At 47.4% G+C, this 26,332-nt stretch carries 22 protein-coding genes; 7 read left to right on the top strand and 15 right to left on the bottom strand.

The window, feature by feature from the left end:
- Positions 1-7: 7 nt before the first annotated feature.
- A complete protein-coding gene (locus ACTHR7_RS04425; protein ID WP_440370389.1) occupies positions 8-1,444 on the top strand; it encodes a transferrin-binding protein-like solute binding protein in 1,437 nt (478 codons plus the stop codon).
- Positions 1,445-1,503: 59 nt separating this feature from the next.
- On the opposite strand, the gene ACTHR7_RS04420 is transcribed toward ACTHR7_RS04425, so the two are convergent.
- Positions 1,504-2,298, bottom strand: coding sequence for a thymidylate synthase (locus ACTHR7_RS04420; RefSeq protein WP_107810843.1), 795 nt, complete (start codon positions 2,296-2,298; stop codon positions 1,504-1,506).
- Between the two features lie 414 nt (positions 2,299-2,712).
- On the opposite strand from ACTHR7_RS04420, the gene gdhA reads away from it, so the two are divergent.
- Positions 2,713-4,047 (top strand): NADP-specific glutamate dehydrogenase, encoded by a 1,335-nt coding sequence (gene gdhA / locus ACTHR7_RS04415; protein ID WP_070645118.1) that lies wholly within the window; start codon positions 2,713-2,715, stop codon positions 4,045-4,047.
- Between the two features lie 68 nt (positions 4,048-4,115).
- On the opposite strand, the gene recG is transcribed toward gdhA, so the two are convergent.
- The 4 genes from recG to grxC all read right to left on the bottom strand — a co-directional run bounded on the left by recG (position 4,116) and on the right by grxC (position 10,423).
- The gene (gene recG / locus ACTHR7_RS04410; protein WP_440370388.1) at positions 4,116-6,155 is read right to left on the bottom strand and encodes an ATP-dependent DNA helicase RecG; all 2,040 of its coding nucleotides are present in this window, start codon (positions 6,153-6,155) and stop codon (positions 4,116-4,118) included.
- Between the two features lie 246 nt (positions 6,156-6,401).
- A complete protein-coding gene (locus ACTHR7_RS04405) occupies positions 6,402-9,446 on the bottom strand; it encodes a TonB-dependent siderophore receptor (protein ID WP_004519409.1) in 3,045 nt (1,014 codons plus the stop codon).
- A gap of 263 nt (positions 9,447-9,709) precedes the next feature.
- Entirely contained in the window at positions 9,710-10,144 is a 435-nt protein-coding gene (gene secB, locus ACTHR7_RS04400) for a protein-export chaperone SecB (protein ID WP_003745844.1), read from the bottom strand.
- A gap of 21 nt (positions 10,145-10,165) precedes the next feature.
- On the bottom strand, positions 10,166-10,423 hold the full coding sequence (gene grxC / locus ACTHR7_RS04395; protein ID WP_003684090.1) for a glutaredoxin 3: 258 nt from the start codon (positions 10,421-10,423) through the stop codon (positions 10,166-10,168).
- Positions 10,424-10,661: 238 nt separating this feature from the next.
- Here grxC and ACTHR7_RS04390 point away from each other — a divergent pair, with 238 nt between their 5' ends.
- On the top strand, positions 10,662-12,155 hold the full coding sequence (locus ACTHR7_RS04390) for an Rne/Rng family ribonuclease (RefSeq protein ID WP_107858142.1): 1,494 nt from the start codon (positions 10,662-10,664) through the stop codon (positions 12,153-12,155).
- Positions 12,156-12,212: 57 nt separating this feature from the next.
- On the opposite strand, the gene ACTHR7_RS04385 is transcribed toward ACTHR7_RS04390, so the two are convergent.
- The 4 genes from ACTHR7_RS04385 to ACTHR7_RS04370 all read right to left on the bottom strand — a co-directional run bounded on the left by ACTHR7_RS04385 (position 12,213) and on the right by ACTHR7_RS04370 (position 15,875).
- Positions 12,213-12,881: a membrane protein gene (locus tag ACTHR7_RS04385; protein ID WP_003682278.1), complete on the bottom strand. Its 669-nt coding sequence runs from the start codon at positions 12,879-12,881 to the stop codon at positions 12,213-12,215.
- Positions 12,882-12,910: 29 nt separating this feature from the next.
- The gene (gene purN, locus ACTHR7_RS04380; RefSeq protein WP_049344053.1) at positions 12,911-13,537 is read right to left on the bottom strand and encodes a phosphoribosylglycinamide formyltransferase; all 627 of its coding nucleotides are present in this window, start codon (positions 13,535-13,537) and stop codon (positions 12,911-12,913) included.
- A gap of 96 nt (positions 13,538-13,633) precedes the next feature.
- Positions 13,634-14,449 carry an FKBP-type peptidyl-prolyl cis-trans isomerase gene (locus ACTHR7_RS04375; protein WP_107810844.1) on the bottom strand — a complete coding sequence of 272 codons (816 nt, stop codon included), beginning with the start codon at positions 14,447-14,449 and terminating at the stop codon, positions 13,634-13,636.
- Positions 14,450-14,609: 160 nt separating this feature from the next.
- Positions 14,610-15,875 (bottom strand): Glu/Leu/Phe/Val family dehydrogenase, encoded by a 1,266-nt coding sequence (locus tag ACTHR7_RS04370; RefSeq protein WP_070504425.1) that lies wholly within the window; start codon positions 15,873-15,875, stop codon positions 14,610-14,612.
- Positions 15,876-16,296: 421 nt separating this feature from the next.
- On the opposite strand from ACTHR7_RS04370, the gene ACTHR7_RS04365 reads away from it, so the two are divergent.
- The 3 genes from ACTHR7_RS04365 to ACTHR7_RS04355 all read left to right on the top strand — a co-directional run bounded on the left by ACTHR7_RS04365 (position 16,297) and on the right by ACTHR7_RS04355 (position 17,809).
- Positions 16,297-17,010: a phosphoglycolate phosphatase gene (locus ACTHR7_RS04365; protein WP_440370387.1), complete on the top strand. Its 714-nt coding sequence runs from the start codon at positions 16,297-16,299 to the stop codon at positions 17,008-17,010.
- A gap of 100 nt (positions 17,011-17,110) precedes the next feature.
- Positions 17,111-17,572 carry a recombination regulator RecX gene (recX, locus tag ACTHR7_RS04360; RefSeq protein WP_049329865.1) on the top strand — a complete coding sequence of 154 codons (462 nt, stop codon included), beginning with the start codon at positions 17,111-17,113 and terminating at the stop codon, positions 17,570-17,572.
- Between the two features lie 75 nt (positions 17,573-17,647).
- Positions 17,648-17,809, top strand: coding sequence for a hypothetical protein (locus tag ACTHR7_RS04355; RefSeq protein ID WP_049344044.1), 162 nt, complete (start codon positions 17,648-17,650; stop codon positions 17,807-17,809).
- A 119-nt stretch (positions 17,810-17,928) separates the two neighbouring features.
- Here the strand turns inward: ACTHR7_RS04355 and ACTHR7_RS04350 are convergent, their stop codons facing one another.
- The 3 genes from ACTHR7_RS04350 to gmk form a co-directional block, all read right to left on the bottom strand.
- On the bottom strand, positions 17,929-20,085 hold the full coding sequence (locus ACTHR7_RS04350) for a RelA/SpoT family protein (protein ID WP_440370386.1): 2,157 nt from the start codon (positions 20,083-20,085) through the stop codon (positions 17,929-17,931).
- Positions 20,086-20,189: 104 nt separating this feature from the next.
- Positions 20,190-20,396, bottom strand: coding sequence for a DNA-directed RNA polymerase subunit omega (gene rpoZ, locus ACTHR7_RS04345; RefSeq protein WP_003682294.1), 207 nt, complete (start codon positions 20,394-20,396; stop codon positions 20,190-20,192).
- Between the two features lie 52 nt (positions 20,397-20,448).
- Positions 20,449-21,066, bottom strand: coding sequence for a guanylate kinase (gene gmk, locus ACTHR7_RS04340; protein ID WP_063067948.1), 618 nt, complete (start codon positions 21,064-21,066; stop codon positions 20,449-20,451).
- Between the two features lie 168 nt (positions 21,067-21,234).
- On the opposite strand from gmk, the gene ACTHR7_RS04335 reads away from it, so the two are divergent.
- Positions 21,235-21,792, top strand: a complete 558-nt coding sequence (locus ACTHR7_RS04335) for an adenine phosphoribosyltransferase (RefSeq protein WP_440370385.1) — start codon at positions 21,235-21,237, stop codon at positions 21,790-21,792.
- Between the two features lie 47 nt (positions 21,793-21,839).
- Here ACTHR7_RS04335 and ACTHR7_RS04330 read toward each other — a convergent pair whose 3' ends face one another.
- The 3 genes from ACTHR7_RS04330 to ACTHR7_RS04320 form a co-directional block, all read right to left on the bottom strand.
- Positions 21,840-22,577: a toxin-antitoxin system YwqK family antitoxin gene (locus tag ACTHR7_RS04330; RefSeq protein WP_440370384.1), complete on the bottom strand. Its 738-nt coding sequence runs from the start codon at positions 22,575-22,577 to the stop codon at positions 21,840-21,842.
- Positions 22,578-22,803: 226 nt separating this feature from the next.
- On the bottom strand, positions 22,804-23,703 hold the full coding sequence (gene prmB, locus ACTHR7_RS04325; protein WP_440370383.1) for a 50S ribosomal protein L3 N(5)-glutamine methyltransferase: 900 nt from the start codon (positions 23,701-23,703) through the stop codon (positions 22,804-22,806).
- Between the two features lie 95 nt (positions 23,704-23,798).
- A complete protein-coding gene (locus tag ACTHR7_RS04320) occupies positions 23,799-26,054 on the bottom strand; it encodes a nitric-oxide reductase large subunit (RefSeq protein WP_070584270.1) in 2,256 nt (751 codons plus the stop codon).
- Positions 26,055-26,332: the final 278 nt, after the last annotated feature.

Below are 26,332 nucleotides of genomic sequence, written 5' to 3'. Positions count from 1 at the left end.
GAATCTCATGTCAAACATCCAAACCAAACTTAAAACCATCGTTTTTACAGCCATCAGCGCAGCCATCTTGTCCGCATGCGGTGGTGGCGGAGGCGGCGGTTCATCTGCTTTAAGCACCGGCGCAACTCCTACCAATAATACCGGCAACTCTGCTAGTAACAATGGTAATCCTGCCAACAACAGCAATGCCAGCACTCCTAAAGCGCCATCTACTACGCTTACTAACAGTGCCGACAACCTCGCCAAACTGACCGATGAAGCCCCAATCGATCCGGCCAACGTTAGCCAGCCTTTGCACACACATTTCATATCTTCCAAAGGTGCACAACAATCCAACCCTAACGTACAAATCCGCAAAGATGCCGCAGGCAAAATGTTCCAAACAGACAATCAAGACCGCAACCAAAATGGCCTGATCAGCTCTATTGACTTTAACAACAATGATGAAGTCAAAATGGACGGCGTTGTGTTATTTAATAAGACCTCTGATGGCAGCGCAACCCAACCTACATGGACAAGTTCCGCTTCTGTTATCGCCAAAGTATATTCAAAAGGCAATACTCAAACTGATGTCAGCGAACAAAAAGGCAAAGAGAAAAATACCGAATTCGCATACGGCAAATCAACTTTGGATGACAGTATTGTTGAAATTTCTAAAAAGTTAAAAGCTGAACAAGAAAAGCTTGAAAAAGAAGAAAATCCAGAAGCTGGCCCAGTTAACAATAAAAAAGTAACTGAGATCAAAGCAAAGATTGAAGAATTAAATACTTTACACGCTAAAAATCTTGAAGTTCGGGCTAAACTAGCAGAAATGAATGAAAAAGCCAGCAAGGATCTAGCTTATTTCCGTCCAGACCAAGATGGCTTAGTTTTTGACAAACAATTCGACGGTGTCTATGTCATCAATTTTGATGACGGCACCAAAATTGTGTTGCATGATCCTTCTGCGGCCGGCTGGACATATCAAACCTTCGCGCATTACGCCGACCCTAAAGGACATGTATATCAAGGCTATCAAAGCTTGGGCGATGAAACTGTCTTCACGACCCTGCCTGCTAAAGGTACAGCCACCTACAAAGGTATTTCCACTGCCTATGTGGTTACCGACAAGAACAATCGTCAGTTGACTTCCAATGTCATGGCTATCGTTGATTTCGGCCTCAAAGGTGTCCGTTTTGAAACATCAAACTCGCACTTCCACACTTTGGAAAATGGTAAGCGCGTATCCAAAGCAGATAAAAACTACGATTTCAAAGGTACGGCAAGCTGGAAAGACGGCAACCTCTTCTCCGGCAAAGTCAGCACGGCCGATGACAAGTTAAGCGGCAACCTGAACGGCAAATTCTACGGCCCCAATGCTGCAGAAATTGGCGGCACTTACGGCTTGAAAAACAAAGATGCGACCGAACACTTAATCGGTGGCTATGGCGCGAAACGTCAATAAACCTGCCTAAACAAAAGGCCGTCTGAAGTTTCAGACGGCCTTTTTATTTTCAACTTAGATTACACCGATACGGCTGCTTTGATATGCGGATGCGGATCGTAGCCTTCCAATTCAAAGTCTTCAAATTTAAATTCAAACAAGTCTTTGACTTCAGGGTTGATTTTCATGGTCGGCAGGTTTCGGAAATCGCGGCTTAATTGTAGCTGGGCCTGCTCGATATGGTTGCTGTACAAATGCGCATCGCCAAACGTATGGATAAACTCACCTGCTTCCAGTCCGCATACTTGGGCCATCATCATGGTCAACAATGCGTAGCTGGCGATATTGAACGGTACGCCAAGGAAAATATCGGCGCTGCGTTGGTAAAGCTGGCAAGACAATTTGCCGTTGGCAACGTAAAACTGAAACAGCGCGTGGCAAGGCGGTAAGGCCATTTCGTCGACCAAAGCCGGATTCCATGCCGATACAATCAGACGGCGCGAGTCGGGATTCTTCTTGATTTGTTCCACCACATTGGCAATTTGGTCGATATGGCGGCCGTCGGGTGCGGGCCAGCTGCGCCATTGGTAGCCGTAAACCGGGCCTAAATCGCCGTTTTCATCCGCCCATTCATCCCAAATGGAAACATTGTTCTCTTTCAGGTATTTGATGTTGGTATCGCCTTTGAGAAACCAAAGCAGCTCATGAATAATCGAGCGCAGATGCAGTTTTTTGGTGGTCAACAGCGGAAAGCCTTCACTCAAATCAAAACGCATTTGGTAACCGAACACGGAACGCGTGCCGGTGCCGGTACGGTCGGATTTGTCGATGCCATTGTCGAGAACATGGCGCATAAGGTCGTGATAGGCTTTCATGTGTTTCCTTAGTGTATGTGTTGTGGGAATTTCGTGTGTATTGTACCGAATTTTCAGACGGCCTGCCTCTCTGTCTTCAATGGGGCGACCTTTCCCATATTCGCGTAATACACTCATTAACAATATTGACAATTCAGCGCTAATTTGCACAAATTTTTGAGCTGAATGAAATTTTTACAAAAAAATTTTCAGTATTTTCCAATTTAAATGGTTAGAATTTTATTTTTAATAAAATATATTTAATAAAATATTTTTAAATATTTTTAATTAAATTTGAAATATAATTCCATTTTTACAAATTGGTAAAAAAATAATGTCAACAATCTAGGTAAAATTTTTCTTGGCAAGTAAAATTTTTACGGCTATATTTCAAAACATAAATATTGAAATATCTCACTCAATAGGAGTAGAAAAATGACCGACCTGAACACTCTATTTACCAATCTCAAACAACGCAACCCCAACCAAGAACCCTTCCATCAAGCTGTTGAAGAAGTGTTCATGAGTTTGGATCCGTTTTTAGCAAAAAACCCAAAATACACCCAACAAAGCCTGCTTGAGCGTATTGTTGAACCGGAGCGCGTGATCATGTTCCGCGTTACTTGGATGGACGACAAAGGCCAAGTCCAAGTCAACCGCGGCTACCGCATTCAAATGAGCTCCGCCATCGGCCCTTACAAAGGCGGCTTGCGCTTCCACCCTACCGTCGATTTGGGCGTGTTGAAATTCCTTGCTTTTGAACAAGTCTTCAAAAACGCGCTGACCACCCTGCCTATGGGCGGCGGCAAAGGCGGTTCCGACTTTGATCCTAAAGGCAAATCCGATGCCGAAGTAATGCGCTTCTGCCAAGCCTTTATGACCGAACTCTACCGTCACATCGGCGCCGACACCGACGTCCCTGCCGGCGATATCGGCGTAGGCGGCCGCGAAATCGGCTATCTGTTCGGCCAATACAAAAAAATCCGCAACGAATTTGCTTCCGTCCTGACCGGCAAAGGCCTCGAATGGGGCGGCAGCCTGATTCGCCCTGAAGCCACCGGCTACGGCTGCGTATATTTTGCCCAAGCCATGTTGGAAACCCGCAACGACAGCATCGAAGGCAAACGCGTGTTGATTTCCGGCTCCGGCAACGTGGCGCAATACGCAGCCGAAAAAGCCATCCAACTGGGTGCAAAAGTATTGACAGTTTCCGACTCCAACGGCTTTGTCCTCTTCCCTGACAGCGGTATGACCGAAGCGCAACTGGCCGCTTTGATCGAGCTGAAAGAAGTACGCCGCGAACGCGTCGCCACTTACGCCAAAGAACAAGGCCTGCAATACTTTGAAAACCAAAAACCGTGGAACATCGCGGCCGAAGTCGCCCTGCCTTGCGCCACCCAAAACGAATTGGATGCAGACGCTGCCAAAATCCTGCTGGCAAACGGTTGCTATGTAGTTGCCGAAGGTGCGAACATGCCGTCAACTTTGGGCGCAGTCGAACAATTTATCAAAGCCGGCATCCTCTACGCTCCGGGCAAAGCCTCCAACGCCGGTGGCGTAGCAACTTCAGGTTTGGAAATGAGTCAAAACGCCATCCGCCTGTCTTGGACACGCGAAGAAGTGGACAGCCGCCTGTTTGACATCATGCACAACATCCACGAATCCTGCCTGAAATACGGCAAAGTCGGCGACACAGTGAACTACGTCAATGGTGCGAACATTGCCGGTTTCGTCAAAGTTGCCGATGCCATGTTGGCGCAAGGTTTCTAAACCACTATCCAGCCAAATCAAAGGCCGTCTGAAATATTTCAGACGGCCTTTTTCTTTTAAAGCAAACCTTATACGCCCAAATAGCCTTCCCTGCTGGAAAGCCATCTTGCCAAATGCGCTTCGACGATTTCGGGGTTTTGTTCAATCAGCATCGGGGCGATTTCGCGCGCTTGTTCTAAAAGGTGTAAGTCTTCTTCAAGATTGGCAAAACGCAGCATGGGAACGCCGCTTTGACGCGCGCCGAGAAATTCGCCGGGGCCACGGATGTTGAGGTCTTGTCGGGCGATTTCAAAGCCGTCGGTGTGTTCGTAGATGACTTTCAACCGTGCTTTGGCGAGTTCGCTCAAGGGTTCAGCAAACAGGAGTACGCACACGCTTTCTGCCGCGCCGCGCCCTACCCGCCCGCGTAATTGGTGCAGCTGCGCCAAGCCCATGCGCTCGGCGTGTTCGATCACCATCAGAGCGGCGTTGGGCACATCTACGCCGACTTCGATGACGGTGGTGGCAACCAAGACGTTCAGACGGCCTGCGGCAAATTCCGCCATGACTTTGGCTTTTTCGGCGGCCTTCATGCGCCCGTGTACCAAGCCGATGTTGAGTTCGGGCAAGGCTGCCTGAAGCTGCTCGAGGGTTTCGGTGGCAGTTTGCAGTTGCAGGGTTTCGCTTTCTTCAATCAGCGGGCAGACCCAGTACGCCTGCTGCCCTTTGCGGCAGATGTTGAGGACGAAGCCTTCGACTTCGGCGCGGCGGACATTGTTGACGAGGCGGGTTTTAATCGGGGTGCGCCCGGGCGGCAACTGGTCGATGACGGACACGTCCAAATCGGCGAAGAAACTCATGGCGAGCGTGCGTGGGATGGGCGTGGCGGACATCATCAGCTGGTGGACGTCTCGTCCTTTGTTTTTGAGGGCAAGGCGTTGGGCGACGCCGAAGCGGTGTTGTTCGTCCACAATCACCAAGCCGAGATTTTGAAACTCGACGTCGTCTGAAAACAGGGCGTGCGTGCCGACGGCGATTTTGACAGTGCCGTCGGCGAGTTTGGCTTTGGCTTCGTCTTTGGCTTTTTTGCGCTGGCTGCCGGAGAGCCAGACGACTTCGAGTCCTAAAGGTTCGAGCCATTGTTTGAACTTGATAAAGTGCTGTTCGGCAAGGATTTCGGTCGGCGCCATCACGGCCGCCTGCGCGCCGGATTCGATGGCGGTCAGCGCGGACAAGGCGGCGACGATGGTTTTGCCGCTGCCGACATCGCCTTGCAACAGGCGGTGCATGGGGTGGGTTTGCGCCATATCGCGGCAGATTTCGGACACGACTCTTTCTTGGGCATCGGTCAGGGCAAACGGTAAGGCGTGGCGCAAGGCTTGAGTCAATATGCCGTCGCCGCCCAATGCCGTGGCTGAGCCGCTGACACGCTTCTGCCGCGCCAAGCGCATGGAAAGCTGTTGCGCCAAAAGTTCGTCGAATTTAAGCCGCTGCCATGCGGGTAGCGCGCCGTCGGAAAGCTGGTGGATGGTGAAACTCGGCGGCGGCGAATGCAAAAGGCGCAGGCTTTCGGCAAGGTGCGGTAGTTTCAGACGACTCAATAAGGCATCGGGCAGCGTGTCGTGTAGCGGCGTAACGTCCAACGCCGTCTGAATGATGCGACGCAAAGTGGGCTGGTTCAAACCATTTACGGTCGGATAAATCGGCGTGAGGCTTTCCGCCAAACCGCTGCTCTCGGCATCGCGGATTTTGGGATGAATCATCTCGTCGCCGTGAAACCCGTGTTTGATTTCGCCCACGGCTCGGATGCGTTTGCCGACCGCCATCTGTTTCTGGTTGCTGGCGTAAAAGTGGATGAAACGCAAAAAAAGGACGCTGCCGGAACCGTCGGCGATTTGGACAATCAGCTGCTTGCGCGGTTTGAACGTGACTTCCTGATGGATGACCTCGCCCTCAACCTGACACGGCACGCCGATCGGCGCATCCTTAATCGGCATGATGTGCGTCTCGTCCTCGTAACGCAGCGGCAGGTGCAACACCAAATCCCATGCGGTATGGAGGTTGAGTTTTTCGAGCTTCTTAGCAGAGACATCGGTAATTTTGAGCTGTTTTTGGGTTTCGGGCGTCATCTTAAAAGGCAGCTGATTGAAAGTTTGCTGTATTTTATCCGAAAACAAAAAGGCCGTCTGAACGCAATGTTTCAGACGGCCTTCAAAGCTGAATACTTGAAACGAATTAATATTTGAAAATACGCCGGCTATCGAATCAACTTCAGCCATTGTTAGGAAACAGCTTTCAAAAAAGAAGGATATTCAACCCATACTTTTATGAATTTAGCCAATAATGTTTACATACCCAATCATTATCCATTCTCTCTAGAAATGCCAATCCAATTTCAGTTTAACTGTCCGCGGTTCGCCATAGAAATTGTTTTGACCTCGCGTACGGTTGTAGTTATTTTCAAAATACGTCCTGTCAGCCAGGTTAGTTCCTATCAGGCTGATTCTGCCGTGTTTGTGAAAGTCATATTGAACAAAGCCATCTATAAGTCCGTAGCCTCCTTGGCGAATATTGTAAAGGCTACTTGTACGACTTTGTGCAGATATTCCGCCACCCAAGGTTAACTTAGTTTGAGGCAAGCGGTAGCTTGTACCGAGGCGGAACATATGTACCGGCGTGAAGTTACTGAAGTTATACGGGTCGGCAGTCGTATTTTTCTCCAACCGCTCCGCATTGACTTCTGCCGCATTTTTATACTTACTTTTGTTATATGTGTAGCCAACAAAAATACGCCAGTTTTCCGACAATTCGCCAGCCAATTCAAGTTCTGCACCGCTGCTCTTAACCTTACCCACAGGTTTAGCGATGGTTTGGAATGAGCCTCCGTTACTACTAGTATCAGGAACAAATCCGAAATCGACAACGGTACGGTTTTTCTGCTGTAAAACAAACAAGGCAAGCGAAGCATTCAGACGGCCTTGCAAGAACGACCCTTTCCAACCTATTTCATAGTTAGTCCCGATGAGTGGTGGAAGAACGGATTTGCTGGTTACATCAACGTTATCCTGTTGTTTAAAAATCTTAGTATAGCTGGCATACAAGCTTTGTTGCGGTGTCAGGTCGTAGGTAATGCCAGCATATGGCGTAAACCTATGGCTTTGCATTTTTGAGGTGTAATGCTCTTTGTCGATTTTGTTACTGCTCTCAGTTTGGAATGCCGTAGCAGGCTGGCCGTAGCGTACAGGCATTTCTTTGGCTTGTGTGGTTTCATAGCGCGTATAGTGCATACCACCCAAGAGATGCAGACGGTTGGTCGCATTAAAGCGCGTGCTGACAGTCAAAGAATGTGTTTTATTCGTGTTAAGGTATTTCGAATAATTGTATAACGCCGGAACATGATCATCTGCAACCTGAACAGTTTTCCACAGCGGTATTTTCAGATATTGGTTTGCCCATTTCAAATTTCCCTCTTCATCCCGCTCCTGTATTTTGTTTCCATTTGCATCCAATTCATAAACAGGATCTTGCACCATTACGCGCTCACCATTGTCGTTGACTGTCCAGACAGGCTTGCCCTCCGCATCCAAACGGGGAGTATATTTGGTAACATGCGCGCCACTGCATTCCGGCACATAGATTTTGTTATTACCTTTTTCGTTATAAATATGCCAATCTGGTTCGACAATGCCTTTTTCTAAAGGATTACGCTCCGGACCATCGGGATGAATGCCGCAACTGCCTGCACCTGCATAACCTTGAGGACGGACAAAATAACGGTTTTGATATATTTCCGTATAGGCAGAACGGATTTTTTCATTGTTATACGCATAGCCGACAAAGAAATCATGTTCACGCCCAAGCAGGCGGTAGTTACCTGTCAGATCCAGCTTAAAGCCCCATTGCACATCATGTTTGGTATAGTGCAACGGCATGAAGTTGTAACGGCGGTTGTATGTGTGGCGAAGATTGTATGCTGAGTCGTATAGACGGTTGGGAAACAGGCCTTCTGCATTGTTAATAATGCCTTGCTTTGCAAGCTCCTTATCAACAAACTCTTTTTTATCTACTTCTACACCCGGATCCTGCCAGTCGTTGCACAGGAAATCCAAACCAATGTCCTGCATACATTGATCAAAACCTGCCCGACGTGCTGCCGCTCTTTGGGAGCGATATTGTTCAAAAGCAGATGCATCGAAACGATGGGCAACATAATCTGCTTTTTTCTCTTCATATGTTTTAGTGACACCATCACGATATTCTTTTAATTTTGCCAACGCCTTGTCTTTAGGCTCAAAAGGAATAACCTCCCCCTTCTCGGTTAAGAAACCCGTTGCCTCAGATGCTGAAATACCTGCCGCGTGTTCGTTTTTCAGAAAAAATTGTCCGACTTTGGCATCTGAATCATTATGCGTATAAGAAATTTCTGCATTGAGTTGCCATCCATTGTCAAAGACATGTTTGAAACCGGAAAAAATATTGTATTTATCAGCATTCAGGCGTGACCATGAGGTTTCACCCAAATAAGTTTTACGTGGCAATTTCAAAGGATTGTTACAGGCAGGACTGGAGCTGAAGGCCGCAGTTTTTTGATCCTCACAAGGTAAAATCACGCCGGCAAAATCGGGAATGTCTTTATTTTTCTGATAAGTGCCGCCCAATGTCAGCATACTGTTATCACTCAAATCCGTATCGATCACGCCATAAACCATGTCTTTCTTGTTCCATACACCCTCTTTAAAAGAACGGTGGTCCTCATGAACACCAACCAGCCTACCGCGTACCGTATGTTCATTATTCAAGCTTCCAGATACATCCAAAGCCAAACGCTTGCTGCCCCTATGGTCAGTGCTGATTTCACCTGTATGCTTAAACAGAGCTGTTGGCCGCTTACGGATTAAATTAATGGTTCCACCCGGTTCGGAATTGGATTGAGTAAGACCGGTTGCACCTCTAACAACCTCAATGTGATCATAAACAGCAAGGTCTGTGCTCGGTGAGACATCGATTTTTGCCGTATAGCCCGAACGTCCAGACACATTCGTGGTAATACCGTCTTCACCAATCTGATCAACATAGAAACCACGAGACAAAAAACGAGTTTGTAGACCCGAATCCCGAACCACGTTGATTCCCGTAGTGTTTTTCATTGCCTCTTCTAAAGAATATATTGCTTTATCATCTAGCTGCCGACGCGTCATTACGCTCACCGACTGCGGCGTATCCTTACCTGAAATACGCAAGCCAGTCGCCGTTGCCATCGTTCCGATTGTATAAGACTGACTGCGCTCGGTATTCCTTTGTGCCTGCCGTTTGCCACTGACCTTGACCGTATCCATGTCTACATGTTCCACTTCTTGATGTCCCGTATCTGCAAAAACAGTTTGGCAAGGCAGCACTAATAACAAACAAATTGTTTTCATTTGAAAATCAGGTTTCACAACTATTTCCTTAATTAATAGAATCTATTTATCTGCTAGATAAAAATTACAATTTATTGATTTTAAATGATATATAACCTATAAAATTTAAAATTAGATCGTAATGATAAACGATATCATTATATACTTATTGCATTAATATATGAACTTTTTGTTATAGATTTTTTCTTATGTCCTGATTTTTAGATAAAAAAAGGCCGTCTGAACGCAATGTTTCAGACGGCCTCAATTTAGGTATAACGCGATTAAGCGTTAGCTTCCTGTTGTTGTTGGTAGATTGCTTCGAAGTTGATCGGAGCGAGTAATACAGGTGGGAAGCCGGCGCGGGTTACGCTGTTGGAAATGGCTTCGCGTGCGTAAGGGAACAGGATGTTTGGACAAGCAACGCCCAGCAGCAGTTGTACGTCTTCTTCAGGAATGTTTTCCAGACGGAAGATGCCGCTTTGGGTAACTTCGTTCAAGAACATGGTGCGCTCTTCGTTCAGTTTGGCAGTCACGGTAACGGTAACGTCAACGCTGTAGAAGCCGTCTTCCAGTTTGGTGTTGCCGGTAGAAACGCGCATATCGACTTCAGGCTCGCCTTGTTCCAAGAAGATTTGTGGTGCATGAGGCACTTCCAAAGACAAGTCTTTTACATACAGACGCTCAACGCTGAATACGGGTTGCAATTCTTCGCTCATTTTATTTTCCTAAGTTAAGGGTTAAGGATTCAGTAATTCGTCCAACTTGCCTTCCTGCTGCAAGCGGTACAAATCGGTAAAGCCACCGACATGGGTATCGCCGATAAAAATCTGCGGCACGCTGCGCTGGCCGGAAAGCTGCTGCATTTCGGCAAAAACTTCCGGATTGCCGTCGATGCGGATTTCGTTGATTTCTTTCACACCCACCGCCTGCAACAGCCTTTTCGCCATGGTGCAGTACGGGCAATATGGACCGGTATAAACAGTAACGGTTTGCATGATTTCTTCCAAAATACCAATGTTCATGACTATATGGGCATAGGTGCTATTTTACAAGTATTCTCGCCGTACGGTTGTAAAAAACATTCAGACGGCCTCTTGGCCATAAACATTTGTGCAGATGCGGAAAAACCATAATTAAAGTATGATAAGCGCTTTCACAGAATGATTTTTGCCATTTGTTTTTTTGGAGAAGGACACATCGCAAAAGTTTTTCTATTCAAAATCAGGTACCCCCATGCTTTCAGGAATTCCCATCCCAAAGGACGCCGTGCGTCCGTCCGAAACCGTCCTCGTCAACATTACGCCGCAAGAAACGCGTGTGGCCGTTTTGGAAGAGAACAATATCTGCGAGCTGCACATCGAGCGCAACAGCGGTCATAGCTTGGTCGGCAATATTTATTTGGGCGTCGTCAAACGCGTCCTTCCCGGCATGCAAAGCGCGTTTATCGATATCGGTTTGGAACGCGCCGCGTTTCTGCACATCGTCGATGTCCTCGAACAACGCCGCAACCCGGACGAAACCCAACGCATCGAACACATGCTCTTTGAAGGTCAGTCCGTCTTGGTTCAGGTCATCAAAGACCCCATCAACACCAAAGGCGCGCGCCTGTCCACCCAAATCTCACTGGCCGGCCGTTTCCTCGTCCATCTTCCGCAAGAAGACCACATCGGCATTTCCCAACGCATCGAGGATGATGCCGAACGCAGCAGTTTGAGGGAGCGCCTCAACAACCTGCTGCCCGAAAATGCCTGCCACGGCTACATCATCCGTACCAACGCCGAAAACGCTTCCGATGACCAACTGCAATCAGACATCAACTATCTGACCAAAGTATGGGAACACATTCAAAAACAAGCGAAAATTCAGCCGCCCGAAACCCTGCTGTATCAAGATTTGCCTTTGAGCCTGCGCGTTTTGCGCGATATGTTCAGCCTCGATACGCACAAAATCCTGGTTGATTCCACCGAAAACCACCGCCGCATGACCCAGTTTGCCGAACAATACGTTCAAGGCGCATTAGGCAGAATCGAGCTGTTCAAAGGCGAACGCCCCCTATTTGAAACCCACAACATCGAGCAGGAAATCGCCCGCGCCCTGCAACCGCGCGTCAATCTCAACTTCGGCAGCTACCTCATCATCGAGTCCACCGAAGCCATGACCACCATCGATGTCAACACCGGCGGCTTTGTCGGCGCGCGCAATTTTGATGAAACCATCTTCCGCACCAACCTCGAAGCCTGCCACACCATTGCCCGCGAACTTCGCCTGCGCAATCTCGGCGGCATCATCATCATCGACTTCATCGATATGGCGCAGGAAGTCCACCGCGAAGCCGTCCTGCAAGAGCTTGCCAAAGCCCTCAGTTTCGACCGTACCCGCGTCACCCTCAACGGCTTTACCAGCCTGGGCCTTGTCGAACTGACCCGCAAACGCTCGCGTGAAAACTTAAGCCAAATCCTCTGCGAACCCTGCCCTTCCTGCCAAGGCCGAGGCCGTCTGAAAACGCCGCAAACCGTGTGCTACGAAATCCAACGCGAAATCGTCCGCGAAGCGCGCCGCTACGATGTCCAAGCCTTCCGCATTTTGGCCGCTCCAAATGTCATCGACTTGTTCCTAGACGAAGAATCACAATCGCTGGCGATGTTGATAGACTTTATCGGCAAGCCGATTTCGCTGGCAGTCGAAACCGCCTACACGCAGGAACAATACGATATTGTGTTGCTGTAAAAATAAAAGGCCGTCTGAAAACTTTTCAGACGGCCTTCTTGTTTGAGCAAATAAAGATTACGGTTTCACTACTTTACCGTTGATTTTGACGGAAGTCAGTTTCAGGTTGTAGGTTTTGCCGTCATCGGTATAGCTGATTTGCGCAGGGATATTGTCGATATCGGAAGCAAAAGAGTAAGTAACGGTATCGTCGCCGCGGCGGACGCGATATTTGCTTACAGGCGTTGTGCCGCCGTTCAGTTTATAGCTTTCGCTGCCGATTTTGTTCATGCTGCCGACGGTGTACAGTTTTTTACCGTTGGTAATTTTCAAACCTGACGGCAGGCGCACGTCATTGGCGGCCAGTTGCCATGCCAAAGTGAACAAGTCCATGGCAGGGCCGGATTTTTCGGTTTTCAAATCACCTGCTTTACCGTAAGTGATGTTGCCGCCGGAGAATTTGGCCTCGGCATACAATTTACCGCCGCGTACATCTTTGTAGTAAGACGGATGCAAGGTCGTGCCGTTGATGCTGCCGCCGGATTCAAAGCGGATATTGTAAAGCGGTACTTTGATGGTAGAGACGATTTTGTATTGGTTGCCGCTGCGGGTGAAGGTCATGGTCGCAGGAATACCGTAGCTGCCTGAGTATTGCAAAACGGCAGATTGCGGCAATTCAGCGGCTTGTGCGCCGATGGAGGCAGTGAGCAGGGAAAGTGTCAGCAGGGTTGTTTTAATCGGATTCATGATGTTTTCCTTGTGTGTATCGTGTTTTATTAAGCCAACAGGCTTTGACCGGCGGCATTGCGTTGTGCATTCAAAACGCGGTTGCCTTCGATTTTCAGACGGCCTGCAACAAAGTCTGCAACGGCTTGTGGGAAAAGCTGGTGTTCAACCGTCAGCACGCGTGCGGCAACGTCGTCAGCGGTATCGCCGTCCAAAATAGGAACAATGCCTTGTGAAATAATCGGTCCACAATCCAGCTCGGGCGTCACGAAGTGGATGGTGCAGCCTGCCACTCGGCAACCTGCTTCCAATGCGCGTTCGTGGGTATGCAAACCGGTAAAAGAGGGCAGGATGGACGGATGGATATTGATCAGGCGGTTTTCATAATGTGCGCAGAATTCCGGAGTCAAAATGCGCATAAAGCCCGCCAATACAACCAAATCGGGCTGATAGGCATCGATTTTTTCCATCATGGCCTGATCAAATGCCAGACGCGAGTCGAAGTTTTTATGGTTCAAACTGTCAGTGGCAATACCGCGCTCTGCCGCCCATGCCAATCCGGCAGCGGTCTCGCTGTTGCTCAATACGGCTGCAATGTTGGCATCGGGAATGTCGGCATTCACAATCGCCTGCATATTACTACCGCGTCCGGAAATAAGGATGACGATATTTTTCATCATAATTCCTTGTTTGTTTGGAACAAAGGCCGTCTGAAACGGAATTTTTCAGACGGCCTTTTATCCGTTATTTAAGGGCGTAAGCCTTGATTCGGATTATTTAACTTTTTGTACGTCAACTTGTACTGGTTGTTGCGCAGCAGCATCAGGCGCGCCGACTTTAACCAGTTTCACGTCGAATACCAAAGTAGCGTTCGGGCCGATTTTATCGCCGGCACCCACTTCGCGGTAAGCCAATTTGGCAGGGATGTAGAATGTTGCTTCGCCGCCTTCTTTCAAGAGTTGGATACCTTCAGTCCAACCTGGAATCACTTGGCTTACAGGGAAACTTACAGGTTCACCGCTGTTTTTGCTGCTGTCAAATACAGTACCATCAATCAGACGGCCTTCGTATTCAACGGTAACGATGTCGTCTTTAGTCGGTTTTTTGCCTTCGCCTTCTTTGGTGATTTTGTATTGCAGACCGGAAGCGCTGGTTTTCACGCCTTCTTTAGTCGCGTTTTCTTTCAAGAACGCTTCGCCTTTTTCCAAGTTTACTTTGGCATCTTCAGCACGTTTAGCAGTGGCTTTTTCTTGTTGCTCTTGCAGGAATTTCATCATCACTTCCTGAGCTTGGGCTTCAGTCATTTTGACTTCTTTACCTTCAAACATGGCTTCCATGGCTTCGGTGAAGACTTTCAAATCGATTTCCGTACCTTGGTCTTTCATTTGTTTCAATGAACGGCCGATGTCCACACCCATTGCGTAGCTGGCTTGTTGGGCAGTAGAACCGATGGCAGAAGCATCTGCAGTCGCATTTGAAGCTGCGGAAGCAGCAGGGGCGTCTTTAGCGGCAGTGTCTTTTTGGTTGCAAGCAGTCAGTGCCAACAAAGCAGACAAAGCCAATGCGCTGAATTTGAAAGTTTTGTTCATGATTATGTCTTTTCCGGAAAGGTCAAAAAAGGGGATTATAGCTGAGTTTGAATGAAATGGAATCAAGGTGGATAAAAATTTGTAAAGGCTCTTATCAAAAACATTAAGGCCGTCTGAAAACAGGTTTCAGACGGCCTACTATTAGCTATCGCTCAAACGATTAATACCAGCCGCGCAATTTCATTGCTTTTTCAACACGACGGATACTCATCATGTAAGAAGCGGTACGCAGGTCGACATCGTATTCTTGAGCCAAGTTCCAAATATCGCGGAACGCACGGCGCAGAACAACGGTTTCTTTCTCTTGAACTTCGTCAAACTCCCAGTAGTAGCCTTGCAGGTTTTGTACCCATTCAAAATAGGATACCACCACGCCGCCGCAGTTTGCCAAAATATCAGGAACAACCAATACGCCATTTTGACGCAGGATAACGTCGGCTTCAGGAGTAGTCGGACCGTTTGCACCTTCAACCACGATTTTCGCGCGGACTTTACCGGCGTTTTCAGAAGTCAGTTGGTTTTCCAGTGCGCAAGGAGCGAGGACGTCCACATCCAGAGCCAAAAGTTCGGCATTGCTGATTTCTTTGCCGTAGCCTGCTTCATTGGTGATGAAACCTTTGGTTTGGAATTCTTTGATGATTGCTTCCATATCCAAGCCGTTTTCGTTGTAAATGGCAACGTCAACAGTAGATACGGCAACGATTTTCGCACCGGCTTTGTGTGCATAGTAACCGGTGTGGTAGCCCACATTACCGAAACCTTGAATGGCGTAAGTGGCACCCTTCACGTCTTTGCCCAGTTTTTCCAAAGCTTGGACGGCGGCGAAGTTTACGCCGTAACCGGTGGCCTCAGTACGCGCCAAGGAGCCGCCAAACTCAACCGGTTTGCCGGTAAATACGCCCGGTGCGGAATGTTTCACCACGTTTTCATAGGCATCAACCATCCAAGACATGATTTTGCCGTTGGTGTTCACATCAGGGGCAGGAATATCGATTTTCTCGCCGATCAGCGGAGAAATGGCTTCGGAATAAGCGCGAGCAATGCGTTCCAATTCCGCTTCGGAATAGTTACGCGGATCCAAAGTAATACCGCCTTTACCGCCGCCGTAAGGAATACCGGCCACGCAGCATTTGATGGTCATCCAAATAGACAGTGCTTTGACTTCGTCCAGATTTACATTGGGATGGAAGCGCACGCCGCCTTTGTAAGGGCCGACGGCATTATTGTGTTGTGAACGGTAGCCGGTGAAATTTTCTACTGTACCGTTGTCGAGTTTGACAGGGAAGTTGACTTCCAAAACACGTTGCGGCTTTTTCAAGATTTCAAATACTGCTGGGTCGGCATTCAGGCGATCGCAGGCAATTTTCACTTGTTTTTGTGCAATTTCAAACGGATTCAGTGTTTCTTTAACAGCAGATGCGGACATGTATTTTTCCTTTTCATACACATGATTAGACGAGAGCCATACTTGTTACTATATACAAAAACAGGAAAAAATGTAATAGCATGTAGTCGATAAAAAGCAAATCCATTCATTTATATATGAATTTAGTTTGAGGCCGTCTGAAAATATCGGCATGCCGACCAAAAAATTTTCAGACGGCCTAGTATAAATGCTCATCAAACCATTCAAAAAAACACACAAACCCTTTGTTTTTTAATGCCTACCAAACTACCCTTTTTGTTGACAAAATCCCTTCCATATTCCAAATAGGCTAACAGCCTTACACCAGCAAAAATTGTTAACAATTTAAACAAATATCCCTTTAAAGAATCAGCAAAACATCGGCAAATCAGGCAAACAATGTTAAAATAAGCGCTTAAATAATATGACAGAAAGCTACTCAATGACTACTGCTGCTTTAGAACACGTTCAAGCCGTTGCCTTTGATTTGGACGGTACCTTATGTGATTCCGTTCCCGATTTGGCCGCAGCAGCCCAAGCCATGTGTGCGCACTTGGGTTTACCTGTTTTGCCTACCCAAACGGTTGAAAGTTATGTCGGCGACGGCATCGGCAAATTGGTTCATCGCGTCATTACCAATGATCGTGAAAAAGAAGCCGATCCTGAAATCTGGGAAAAAGGTTTTGTTTTCTTTATGAAATATTATCGCGAGCACTTGAGCGACTTTACCCGCCCCTACCCTGAAACCGAAGCCGGTCTCGGTCTGTTCAAGTCCTTGGGTATTCCATTGGTTGTCATTACCAACAAAAATGAAATTCTGGCAGCCGAGCTGCTGAAACAGCTTAATCTCGACGGCTACTTCAGCCTGGTTCTCGGCGGCGACAGCCTGACTGAGAGAAAACCCAGCCCATTGCCGCTTCAACATGCGGCCGAAGTTTTGGGCATCGACGTTGCCAATATGCTGATGGTGGGCGATTCTAAAAATGACATTCTTGCCGCCAAAGCGGCCGGTTGCTTCAGCGTCGGCGTAACATTCGGCTACGGCGACATGACCTTGCTCTCTCAAGACAAAGCGACCAAACCTGATTTGTTGATTCGCGCCCTGCCTGAAATCTACGAAAATCTGCAACCGCAAAAAAACAAAGACGAAGAATGATTCGGCTTTATTTTCAGACGGCCTTTTCGGTGTTTTTACCCAATCAGGCCGTCTGAAATGTAATTCAATGTAGTTTAAATCCCTCCCCTTCCATATCCCCATGAAACCTCCCAAAACCTTACGCGCCCGCGCCTTGGATATTCTTTCCCGTCAGGAAGTCAGCCGTGTCGGCTTGAAACGCAAACTGGCCCCGCATGCTGAAAGCGAAGAAGAATTGGAAAAGGTTTTGGACGAATTTGCCGAACGAAATTGGCAATCCGACCAACGTTACGCAGAAGCCTATATTCACAGCAAGAGCAACCGTTATGGCACGCTCCGCCTCAAGCAAGCTTTGGCGCAACAAGGTATCGATGCAGATGACTGTCGAGAGTTCCTACCCGATAGGGAGGACGAGCTGCAAACCGCCATTTCCGTCTTGCGTAAAAAATTCAAGCAAGAAGCTCAAGATTTGAAAGAAAAACAAAAACAAGCACGTTTCCTTGCTTATCGCGGCTTTGGTGCCGACACCATTCAGACGGCCTTAAAAACCGCGTGGAATGAAGACGAAGACTTCTATCAATAATCATTCCCACTTGAATCTTTGCTTCTATCGGCGTACCCTTACGCTTTTATTCAATAATTCAATCAGAGCTTCATCATGTCCGACAAACCGCACGATACACCAAATCCCCTACTCGAAGACGAACGCAAAAATCCTGTTTACCGCTTGGGTCAGGCAGTAGCCGGATTCATGTTGCTGGTTTGGGCCGGCGTTTTGGCCTTGGTTTTCTTCTTGGTTTTCCGTTTTTGGTTGAATTAAACCCAATCCAATTACAAAAAAGCCATAAATCCTCTTAAAAAGAAGTCAACAGCTTTTATTTGTAAACATAAAAAAGGCCGTCTGAAAACACTTTCAGACGGCCTTTGCTTATAACGAGATCATCCTCGAATTACTTTGCGGATATTCGGATTGGCATGCATTGCATGAATAATCTGATTAACCTGATCCAAGTCTTTGACTTTAATTGTGAATTTAAATTCTACAAAACCTTCCGTTCCTGCTTGCGCTTTGGTTGGCGTATCGACAGATTCGATATCCGCACCGGAATTGGAAATCGCTTGCGCCATTGAAGCCAACAAACCATGCGCATCTTCGGATTTGACGTTGAGGATGGTGCGGTACGTTTGATTACGCAAACTGTCCCAACCCGCATCGAGTTGCTCTTCCGGATCGGCTTTGACCAAAGTTTGACAGGTATCACGGTGGATAATCATACCCTTGTCTTTGACCAATAAGGCGCGGATCGCATCGCCGGGAATCGGATGGCAACATTCGGCAAAATGAATCCGGCCGGTTTCCTGATCGTTGACTTTGATCGGGCTGAGTTTGACCTCGCTGCCAAAATGTTGGCCTGCCAACTCGGCAATGTGCATAGCAACGTGTACCGGCAAAGTATGCCCCATACCGACATTGTAGAGAACCTCTTCAAACGATGTTTGTTTGGTATTCAAATCGGCAAGATATTTTTCTTTGAGGTCGTCTGAAAGCAGGATGTCTTTAGGCAACAGGCTGGATAAAGCTTTTTGCAGCAGGTTCTCACCCAAAACAACGGCATCGTGACGATTCAGATTTTTAATGTATTGGCGGATGGCGCTGCGCGCACGGCTGGAAACGGTAAAGTTCAGCCATGCTACATTAGGCTTGGCATGCTCGGAAGTAATGATTTCTACCGTATCGCCGGTTTTCAGCTTGGTACGCAACGGCATCATGACGTTATTGATACGCGCGGCAACAGTTTTATGACCGATATTGGTGTGAACGGCATAGGCAAAGTCAATCGGCGTCGCACCTTTCGGCAAGGTAAGGATATCGCCTTTCGGGGTAACGATATAGACTTCGTTGGGGAACAAATCAACTTTGACATGCTCCAAAAACTCGATGGCATTTGAGCTGCTGGCTTGCAGGTCAAGAATATTTTTCATCCATCGGTTCATATGGAGGACGGCTTGGTCCGGAGTGTTTTCACCGGATTTGTAAATCCAATGGCCGGCGATACCGCCTTCAGCCACGGCATCCATTTCACGCGTACGAATTTGCACTTCGATCGGCAAACCGTAAGGGCCGACCAAGGTCGTGTGCAGGCTTTGGTAGCCGTTGCTTTTCGGAATGGCGATATAGTCTTTAAAACGGCCTGGCTTGGGGTGATATAAATTATGCAATGCGCCCAACGCGGCATAACAGGCAGGAATGCTGTTTACAATGACCCGAAAGCCGTAAATATCCATCACTTCGGCAAAACGCAGCTTTTTAGCCAGCATTTTTTGATGGATGCTGTACAAGTTTTTCTCACGGCCTTTGATTTTGGCTTCAATATTGATACCAACCAAACGCTGACTGAATGCACGCAACACTTTGCCGACAACATCGCGGCGATTTTTGCGGCTGTTGTCCATGGCTTTTTTCAGGGTTTCGTAGCGTCTTGGGTGGAGGTTTTGGAACGATAGGTCTTGAAGCTCTTGATACGCATTGTTCAGGCCAATGCGGTTGGCGATTTGAGCATAAATTTCGAGGGTTTCTTTGGCGATGCGGCGGCGTTTTTCCGGACGCATAGAGCCAAGGGTACGCATATTGTGCAATCGGTCGGCAAGTTTGACGACGATAACACGCACGTCTTTAGTCATGGCGAGGATAAGCTTACGGAAACTTTCCGCCTGATGCTCGGCATGATCTTCAAATTTAAGCTTTTCCAGCTTGGAGAGGCCGTCTACCATTTCGGCAATGGTATCGCCGAATTCTGCCGCCATTTCGACTTTGGTTACACCCGTATCTTCCAATACATCATGCATAACGCCCGCGCAGAGGCCTTGAACATCCATGTGCCAAATGGCAAGCTGCGTGGCAACGGCAAGGGGATGGGTGATGTAGGGTTCGCCGCTTTTACGGGTTTGTCCGTCATGGGCGTGGAAAGCGTAGGCAACGGCTCTTTCAAGCTCGGCCTGCTCGTTGGTATTGAGATAGGATGCGGTGCGAAACAGAAGCTCGCGCGCTTCTGCTGTCAACGGATCATAGGGGGCGGTAGGCAGTGGGGCTGGCATTTTCAGACGGCCTTTTATGGCTATTTTTAAGCCGTCAGACTGTATCGGTTGTGATATCGCACCGATACAGTCCGCGCGGTGGTTTTATCGGTTTGCCGGTTGGTTTATTTATTGCGGGTCAACAGCTCGGTTCCGATTTGTCCGGCTGCGATTTCGCGCAGGGCGGTAACGGTTGGTTTGTTGTTGCGGATGTCGTCAACCAAAGGCGTATTGCCGTTTTCTAATTGGCGTGCGCGACGGGCGGCAACGAGGGTAAGGTCGAAGTGATTAGGGATTTTACCTGTGCAATCTTCAGTAGTAATACGGGCCATGTTTGCTTGCTTTCTTTCTATGTTTCAAATAAACGGTTATTTTCGCTGTTTTTTACGAATTTTCCAACAGGTTTGAGATAAATCCCTGCTGGGCGGATTTTTTCAGACGGCCTGCTTTAATAATGTGGAACAAATCGGCTTCGGCACGATCCAAATCGTCATTCACGACAACGTAATCGAACAAAACGGATTGTTCAATCTCATGACGGGCTTTTGAAAGGCGTGTTTGAATAACTTCTTCGCTATCTGTACCACGGCCGATCAAACGTTGCGCCAAAACTTCAAAGGAAGGCGGCAGGATAAAAATGCTGCTGGCTTCAGGCAACGATTTACGCACTTGCGCCGCACCTTGCACATCAATTTCCAAAATTACGTCATAGCCCTCTTCGCTCAACGAATTCACGCCGGCAATGCTGGTGCCGTAATAGTTGCCGAACACATTGGCGTGTTCCAAAAAGGCTCTTTGCTCAATCAGTGATTCAAATTCTTCTTTGGGAACAAAGTGGTAATGCACACCATGTGCCTCACCCTCACGCGGCTGGCGCGTGGTATGAGAAATGGAAACACGGATGTCGTCATGATTTTTCAACAGGCGTGACACCAAGGTCGTTTTACCTGTGCCGGAAGCGGCAGAAATGATGTAAATATTGCCTTTTTTATGATTTTGCATGGTGGTTCAGCCGATGGTATGTACCTGTAAATTATAACACAACACAATGTTTCTCGGAATTTCAGACGGCATGTTGCAAAATTTGGCTATTGTATCGATTAATTTGGCAAGTCCGCATATGACCGTTACAATATCGCGTTAAAAACTTTTTGATTTCGGAATGTCGAGATGTTGATTCATCCTGAAGTAATGGGCGTAGCTTTGGCGGACAAAATCCGTAAAATTGAAAACTGGCCGCAAAAAGGGATTTTGTTTCATGACATTACTCCCGTCTTGCAAAGCGCGGAATATTTCCGCCTACTGGTTGATTTACTGGTTTACCGCTATATGGGGCAAAAAGTTGATGTCGTTGCGGGCTTGGATGCGCGCGGCTTCATCATTGGTGCGGCTTTGGCCTATCAGCTGAATGTCGGCTTTGTCCCCATCCGCAAAAAAGGCAAACTGCCGTTTGATACGGTTTCTCAAAGTTACGCTTTGGAATATGGTGAAGCAACGGTAGAAATCCATACCGACGCCATCAAACCGGGCGCACGCGTTTTGTTGGTAGATGATTTGGTGGCAACCGGCGGCACAATGCTGGCAGGTGTCGAGCTGATCCGAAAACTAGGTGGTGAAGTAATCGAAGCGGCTGCCATTTTGGAATTTACCGACTTGGACGGCGGCAAAAAAATCCGTGAAAGCGGCGTACCGTTATTTACCCTATGCCAAAACAAAGGCTGTATGTAATAAAAAAACCGCAAGCTGATCAGCCTGCGGTTTTTTTATGATCAAAATTATTCAAGGACGTATCCGTCCGTATCCCAAAAAGTTTTTTTCACCAACTGGTCGTCTTTATAAACCAACTCGGATTTCTTCGCACCATCATCGTACCAATCCAAAATAATGCCGCTACGTTTGCCGTTGCGAATACTCAATTCAGACACGATGCGGCCATTTTCATCCCAACTGATGATCTCCGTCGGTTTGTCATTACTCATCATCATTTCGGTTTTCGGGCTGCCGTCTGAATACCATTGTTTCCAATGACCATTGGCTTTATCGTGCTTAAACTGAATTTCGCTTTCTTTAACGCCGTTACGGTAATAACGAGAGCCTACACCCTCACTCAAGCCGTTTTGATAAGGCATTACTGCAGATTTTTTGCCGTTTGGATACCAGTTAATCCACTCGCCGTGCGGCTTGCCGTTGCGATAGCTGCCAACCATCTTTTTCTGCCCGTTAAAATGCCACAGAGTCAGCGTACCGTTGTCCAACGCCGGCACAAAAACCTTAATCTGACCAGCAGGTATCTCGTACGGATCAGAATATTTTTTCATCGATGGATAGTAAAAATCCTGCACCTGAGCCTTGCCTGCCTCAATCTTGTATTGGCGGACATAAGCAACCGAAGGCATGGTCGCCGTCAGTTTACCGTTTTGATTGAAATAAACGGTATGTTGCTGGGCAAAGGCGGCAACGGGCATACTGAACAAGGCGGCAGCCAACAGGCCTGATTTTAAATAATTATTCATAATATGGAGTTTGGCAGTATATGTTCTACAAAAAGTCAGTAATAAAAATCCACTGACATTAGAAACTATGACGAATATTATAAGCTATAGTTTCAAAGCCTGCTTGGATTTCATATTCGGCATACCATAGGTATTTGTATTTTCTTAAAATATTAAAAATTTTATAAAACAAAGGCCGTCTGAAACTTTTTTCAGACAGCCTTTGTTTTATTCATATCAAAATAAACTACTCTTCACCCAATAATTGCTCACGGGTCAATAAGAATACAAACCCATCGCCACCGCTGGTTTCCAACCAAGTAAACGGCAATTCGGGATAAGCCGCTTCCAATACTTCACGGTTATGACCGATTTCAACCAACAATACACCTTTCGGATTCAAATATTTCGCAGCCTGCAAAATGATTTGGCGTGTAGCATCCAAACCATCTTCTCCGCTACCCAAAGCCAATTCCGGCTCATGTAGGTATTCATCAGGCAGCGCTTCTACAGATTCCGCATCGACATAAGGCGGATTGGAAACAATCAAGTCGTAGGTTTCATCCAGACCTTCAAACAAATCGGTATGCACCAAGCTGATACGGTCTTCCAAACCATAATCTTCGATATTGATGGCGGCTACTTCCAGCGCATCCAAGCTTAAATCAACGGCATCGATTTGTGCGTCAGGATAGTGATGCGCCATTTGAATGGCCAAACAGCCGCTACCGGTACACAAATCCAAAGCTCGATGCACCAACTCATCATGTTCAATCCAAGGACGGATACCGTCGCCCAGCAATTCATAAATAAAAGAACGAGGCACGATAACACGCTCGTCGACATAAAAATCAAACTCACCCTGCCATGCTTGATGTGTCAGATACGCGGCAGGAATATGCTCCACTGCGCGGCGTTCGAGAATGGACAATACCTCTTCCTTCTCACTTTGCAACAATTTGGCATCCAAATAAGGCTCCAACATATCCAAAGGCAGGTTCAAAGTGTGCAAAATCAGATAGGCTGCCTCGTCATGGGCATTATCACTTCCGTGTCCGAAAAACAGTCCGGCATCATTAAAACGGCTGACGGCGAAACGCAATAAATCGCGAACAGTGGTCAGCTCTTGAGCAGCTTGGTTGAACATAATGTTTTGTCTTGTCAATTTAAGAATGTTGAAATTATAACAGAAAGGCCGTCTGAAAACTTTTCAGACGGCCTTCGATTTAATTCAGCTTAAGATTATTTATCGCGGCTGAATACGATTTTGGTAGCTTGGATAGCAACGCAGACAGCACCACCGATGAAGATCAAGTCAGCAGCGGTACGAACCCAACGCAGGGTATCCAGGATTTCCATTTGCAGGAACTCTTCGCTACGCGCATACCACAGACCATGAGTGATAGAAGCGTAAGCTTGAATCACTCCAACCGGCAACAGGCTGATGGCAATCATACCCACCAGACCACCGTTCAGCAGCCAGAAACCCCAAGTCATCAGTTTGTCGTCAAATTGAACATTAGGTTTCAGGTAGCGTGCAACCAGCAATACGAAGCCCAGAGCCAAGAAACCATATACACCGAACAGAGCCGCGTGAGCGTGAACTGCAGTAGTGTTCAGACCTTGGATGTAGAACAGGGAAATCGGTGGGTTAATCAGGAAGCCGAATACGCCGGCACCAATCATGTTCCAGAAGGCAACTGCTACGAAGCACATCAGAGGCCAACGCAGACGTTTCGCCCAGTCGGACAGGTGTTGGTAAGACCAGTGCTCGTAAGCTTCACGGCCCAGCAGAATCAAAGGTACAACTTCCAAAGCGGAGAAACATGCACCGATTGCCATAGAAGCAGAGGTAGAGCCGGAGAAGTACAAGTGGTGCAATGTACCTGGAATACCGCCCAACATAAAGATGGCAGCAGCAGCCAAAGTAGAAGCAGTGGCAGTACTACGGCGGACAAAGCCCATGTTATAGAAGATGAATGCGAAAGCGGCAGTAGCGAACACTTCGAAGAAACCTTCTACCCACAAGTGAACCACCCACCAACGCCAGTATTCCATCACAGCGATTGGAGATTTTTCACCGTAGAACAGACCAGGAGCATAGAACACACCCACACCGACCATAGAAGCTACGAAGATAGCCAACAGGTTTTTGTCTGTACCTTTTTCTTTAAAGGCAGAAATGGTGCAACGCAGCATCAGGAACAGCCACAACAGCAAGCCGACCATCAGCAGAAGTTGCCAGAAGCGACCCAAATCCAAGTATTCGTAACCTTGGTGACCGAACCAGAAGTTCAGCTCAGGCGGAATGATGTGAGTCAAAGCAAAGAAGTTACCTGCGTAAGAACCGCCAACTACGATGAACAGGGCGATGTACAGGAAGTTCACACCGGCACGTTGGAATTTAGGATCTTTACCGCCGTTCACAATCGGAGCCAAGAACAGACCTGCTGTCAGGAAGCCGGTTGCAATCCAGAAAATAGCGGATTGGATGTGCCAAGTACGGGTCAGCGCATATGGGAACCAGTCGGCCATTTCAAAGCCCAAGGCGGTATCGATACCGTAGAAGCCTTGACCTTCGACAGTATAGTGAGCGGTCAAACCACCCAACAGTACTTGTACGACAAACAGCGCAACAGTCAGGAATACATATTTGCCCAACGCTTTTTGAGAAGGAGTCAGTTGTACTTTAGAGATAGGATCTTCAGTAGGTACTTCAACCTCTTCATGTTTGGTCAAGAAAGAGTAACCCCACATCAGCAAGCCGATACCCATCAGCAACAATACCACGCTGGTGAAAGACCACATATAGTTTTCAGTAGTCGGTACGTTGTTGATCAAAGGCTCGTGCGGCCAGTTGTTTGTGTAGGTAAAAGTTTCGTCAGGACGGTTGGTCGAGGCAGACCAAGAAGTCCAGAAGAAGAAGTTGAACAGTTTTTCACGCGCTTCTGGGCTTGGCAATGTGTTGTTTTTCATTGCAAAGTGTTCGCGAGTGGTTTGGAACTTAGGATCGTCGCTGTACACACCGTGGTAGTAAGGCAGGATGCTTTCGATCGCTTTCACGCGGGTTTCGCTGACAACGACAGAACCATCTTCCTTAACACGGCTTTGGTTGCGGTATTCGTCAGCCAAACGGGTTTTCAGAACAGCTTGTTCTTCAGGAGAAACTTCGTCAAATTTTTTGCCGTAAGTTTCTTGCGCAGTCAGATCCAACCATGCAACCAGCTCGCGGTGCAGCCAGTCGGCAGTCCAGTCCGGAGCTTGGTATGCACCGTGACCCAATACAGAGCCGACTTCCATACCGCCGGTAGTTTGCCATGCAGATTGACCTGCCAAAATATCGTCTTTGGTCATCAGGACTTTGCCGGATGCAGAAACGACTTGTTCAGGGTATGGCGGAGCCTTTTTATAGACTTCGCTACCCATATAACCAAGAATGGTAAAGCATACTGCCAGCACGGCAAACAGCAAGTACCAAAGCTTCTTGTACTGTCCCATTTTAAGTACTCCTTGATTTTGGTAAAAAGTGGTTGGGTATTAATTCATCAAATATGAATGTTAAAGATTGTATCACGGTTTAATAAGTAAAGAAATATTTTGTCAATAATATTCCTTTAAAACCATTAACTTATATGATATTGATTCCCATTTGCCTATACAGACCCTCCTTTATCGTATTTTGTGTTAAGTTCTCGCTAACATTTTCACACAAAATTAAACTTTTCGATGTATTTTTTTATACTTCTAAAGGAGTATTTAGGGATTAAAAGATTCAT

The sequence above is a fragment of the Neisseria sp. P0007.S010 genome (assembly GCF_051962875.1).
In the GTDB taxonomy this organism is placed as follows: domain Bacteria; phylum Pseudomonadota; class Gammaproteobacteria; order Burkholderiales; family Neisseriaceae; genus Neisseria; species Neisseria subflava_A.
Note: the sequence above shows the minus strand (reverse complement) of the source record. Positions and strands in the feature narration are given on the sequence as shown.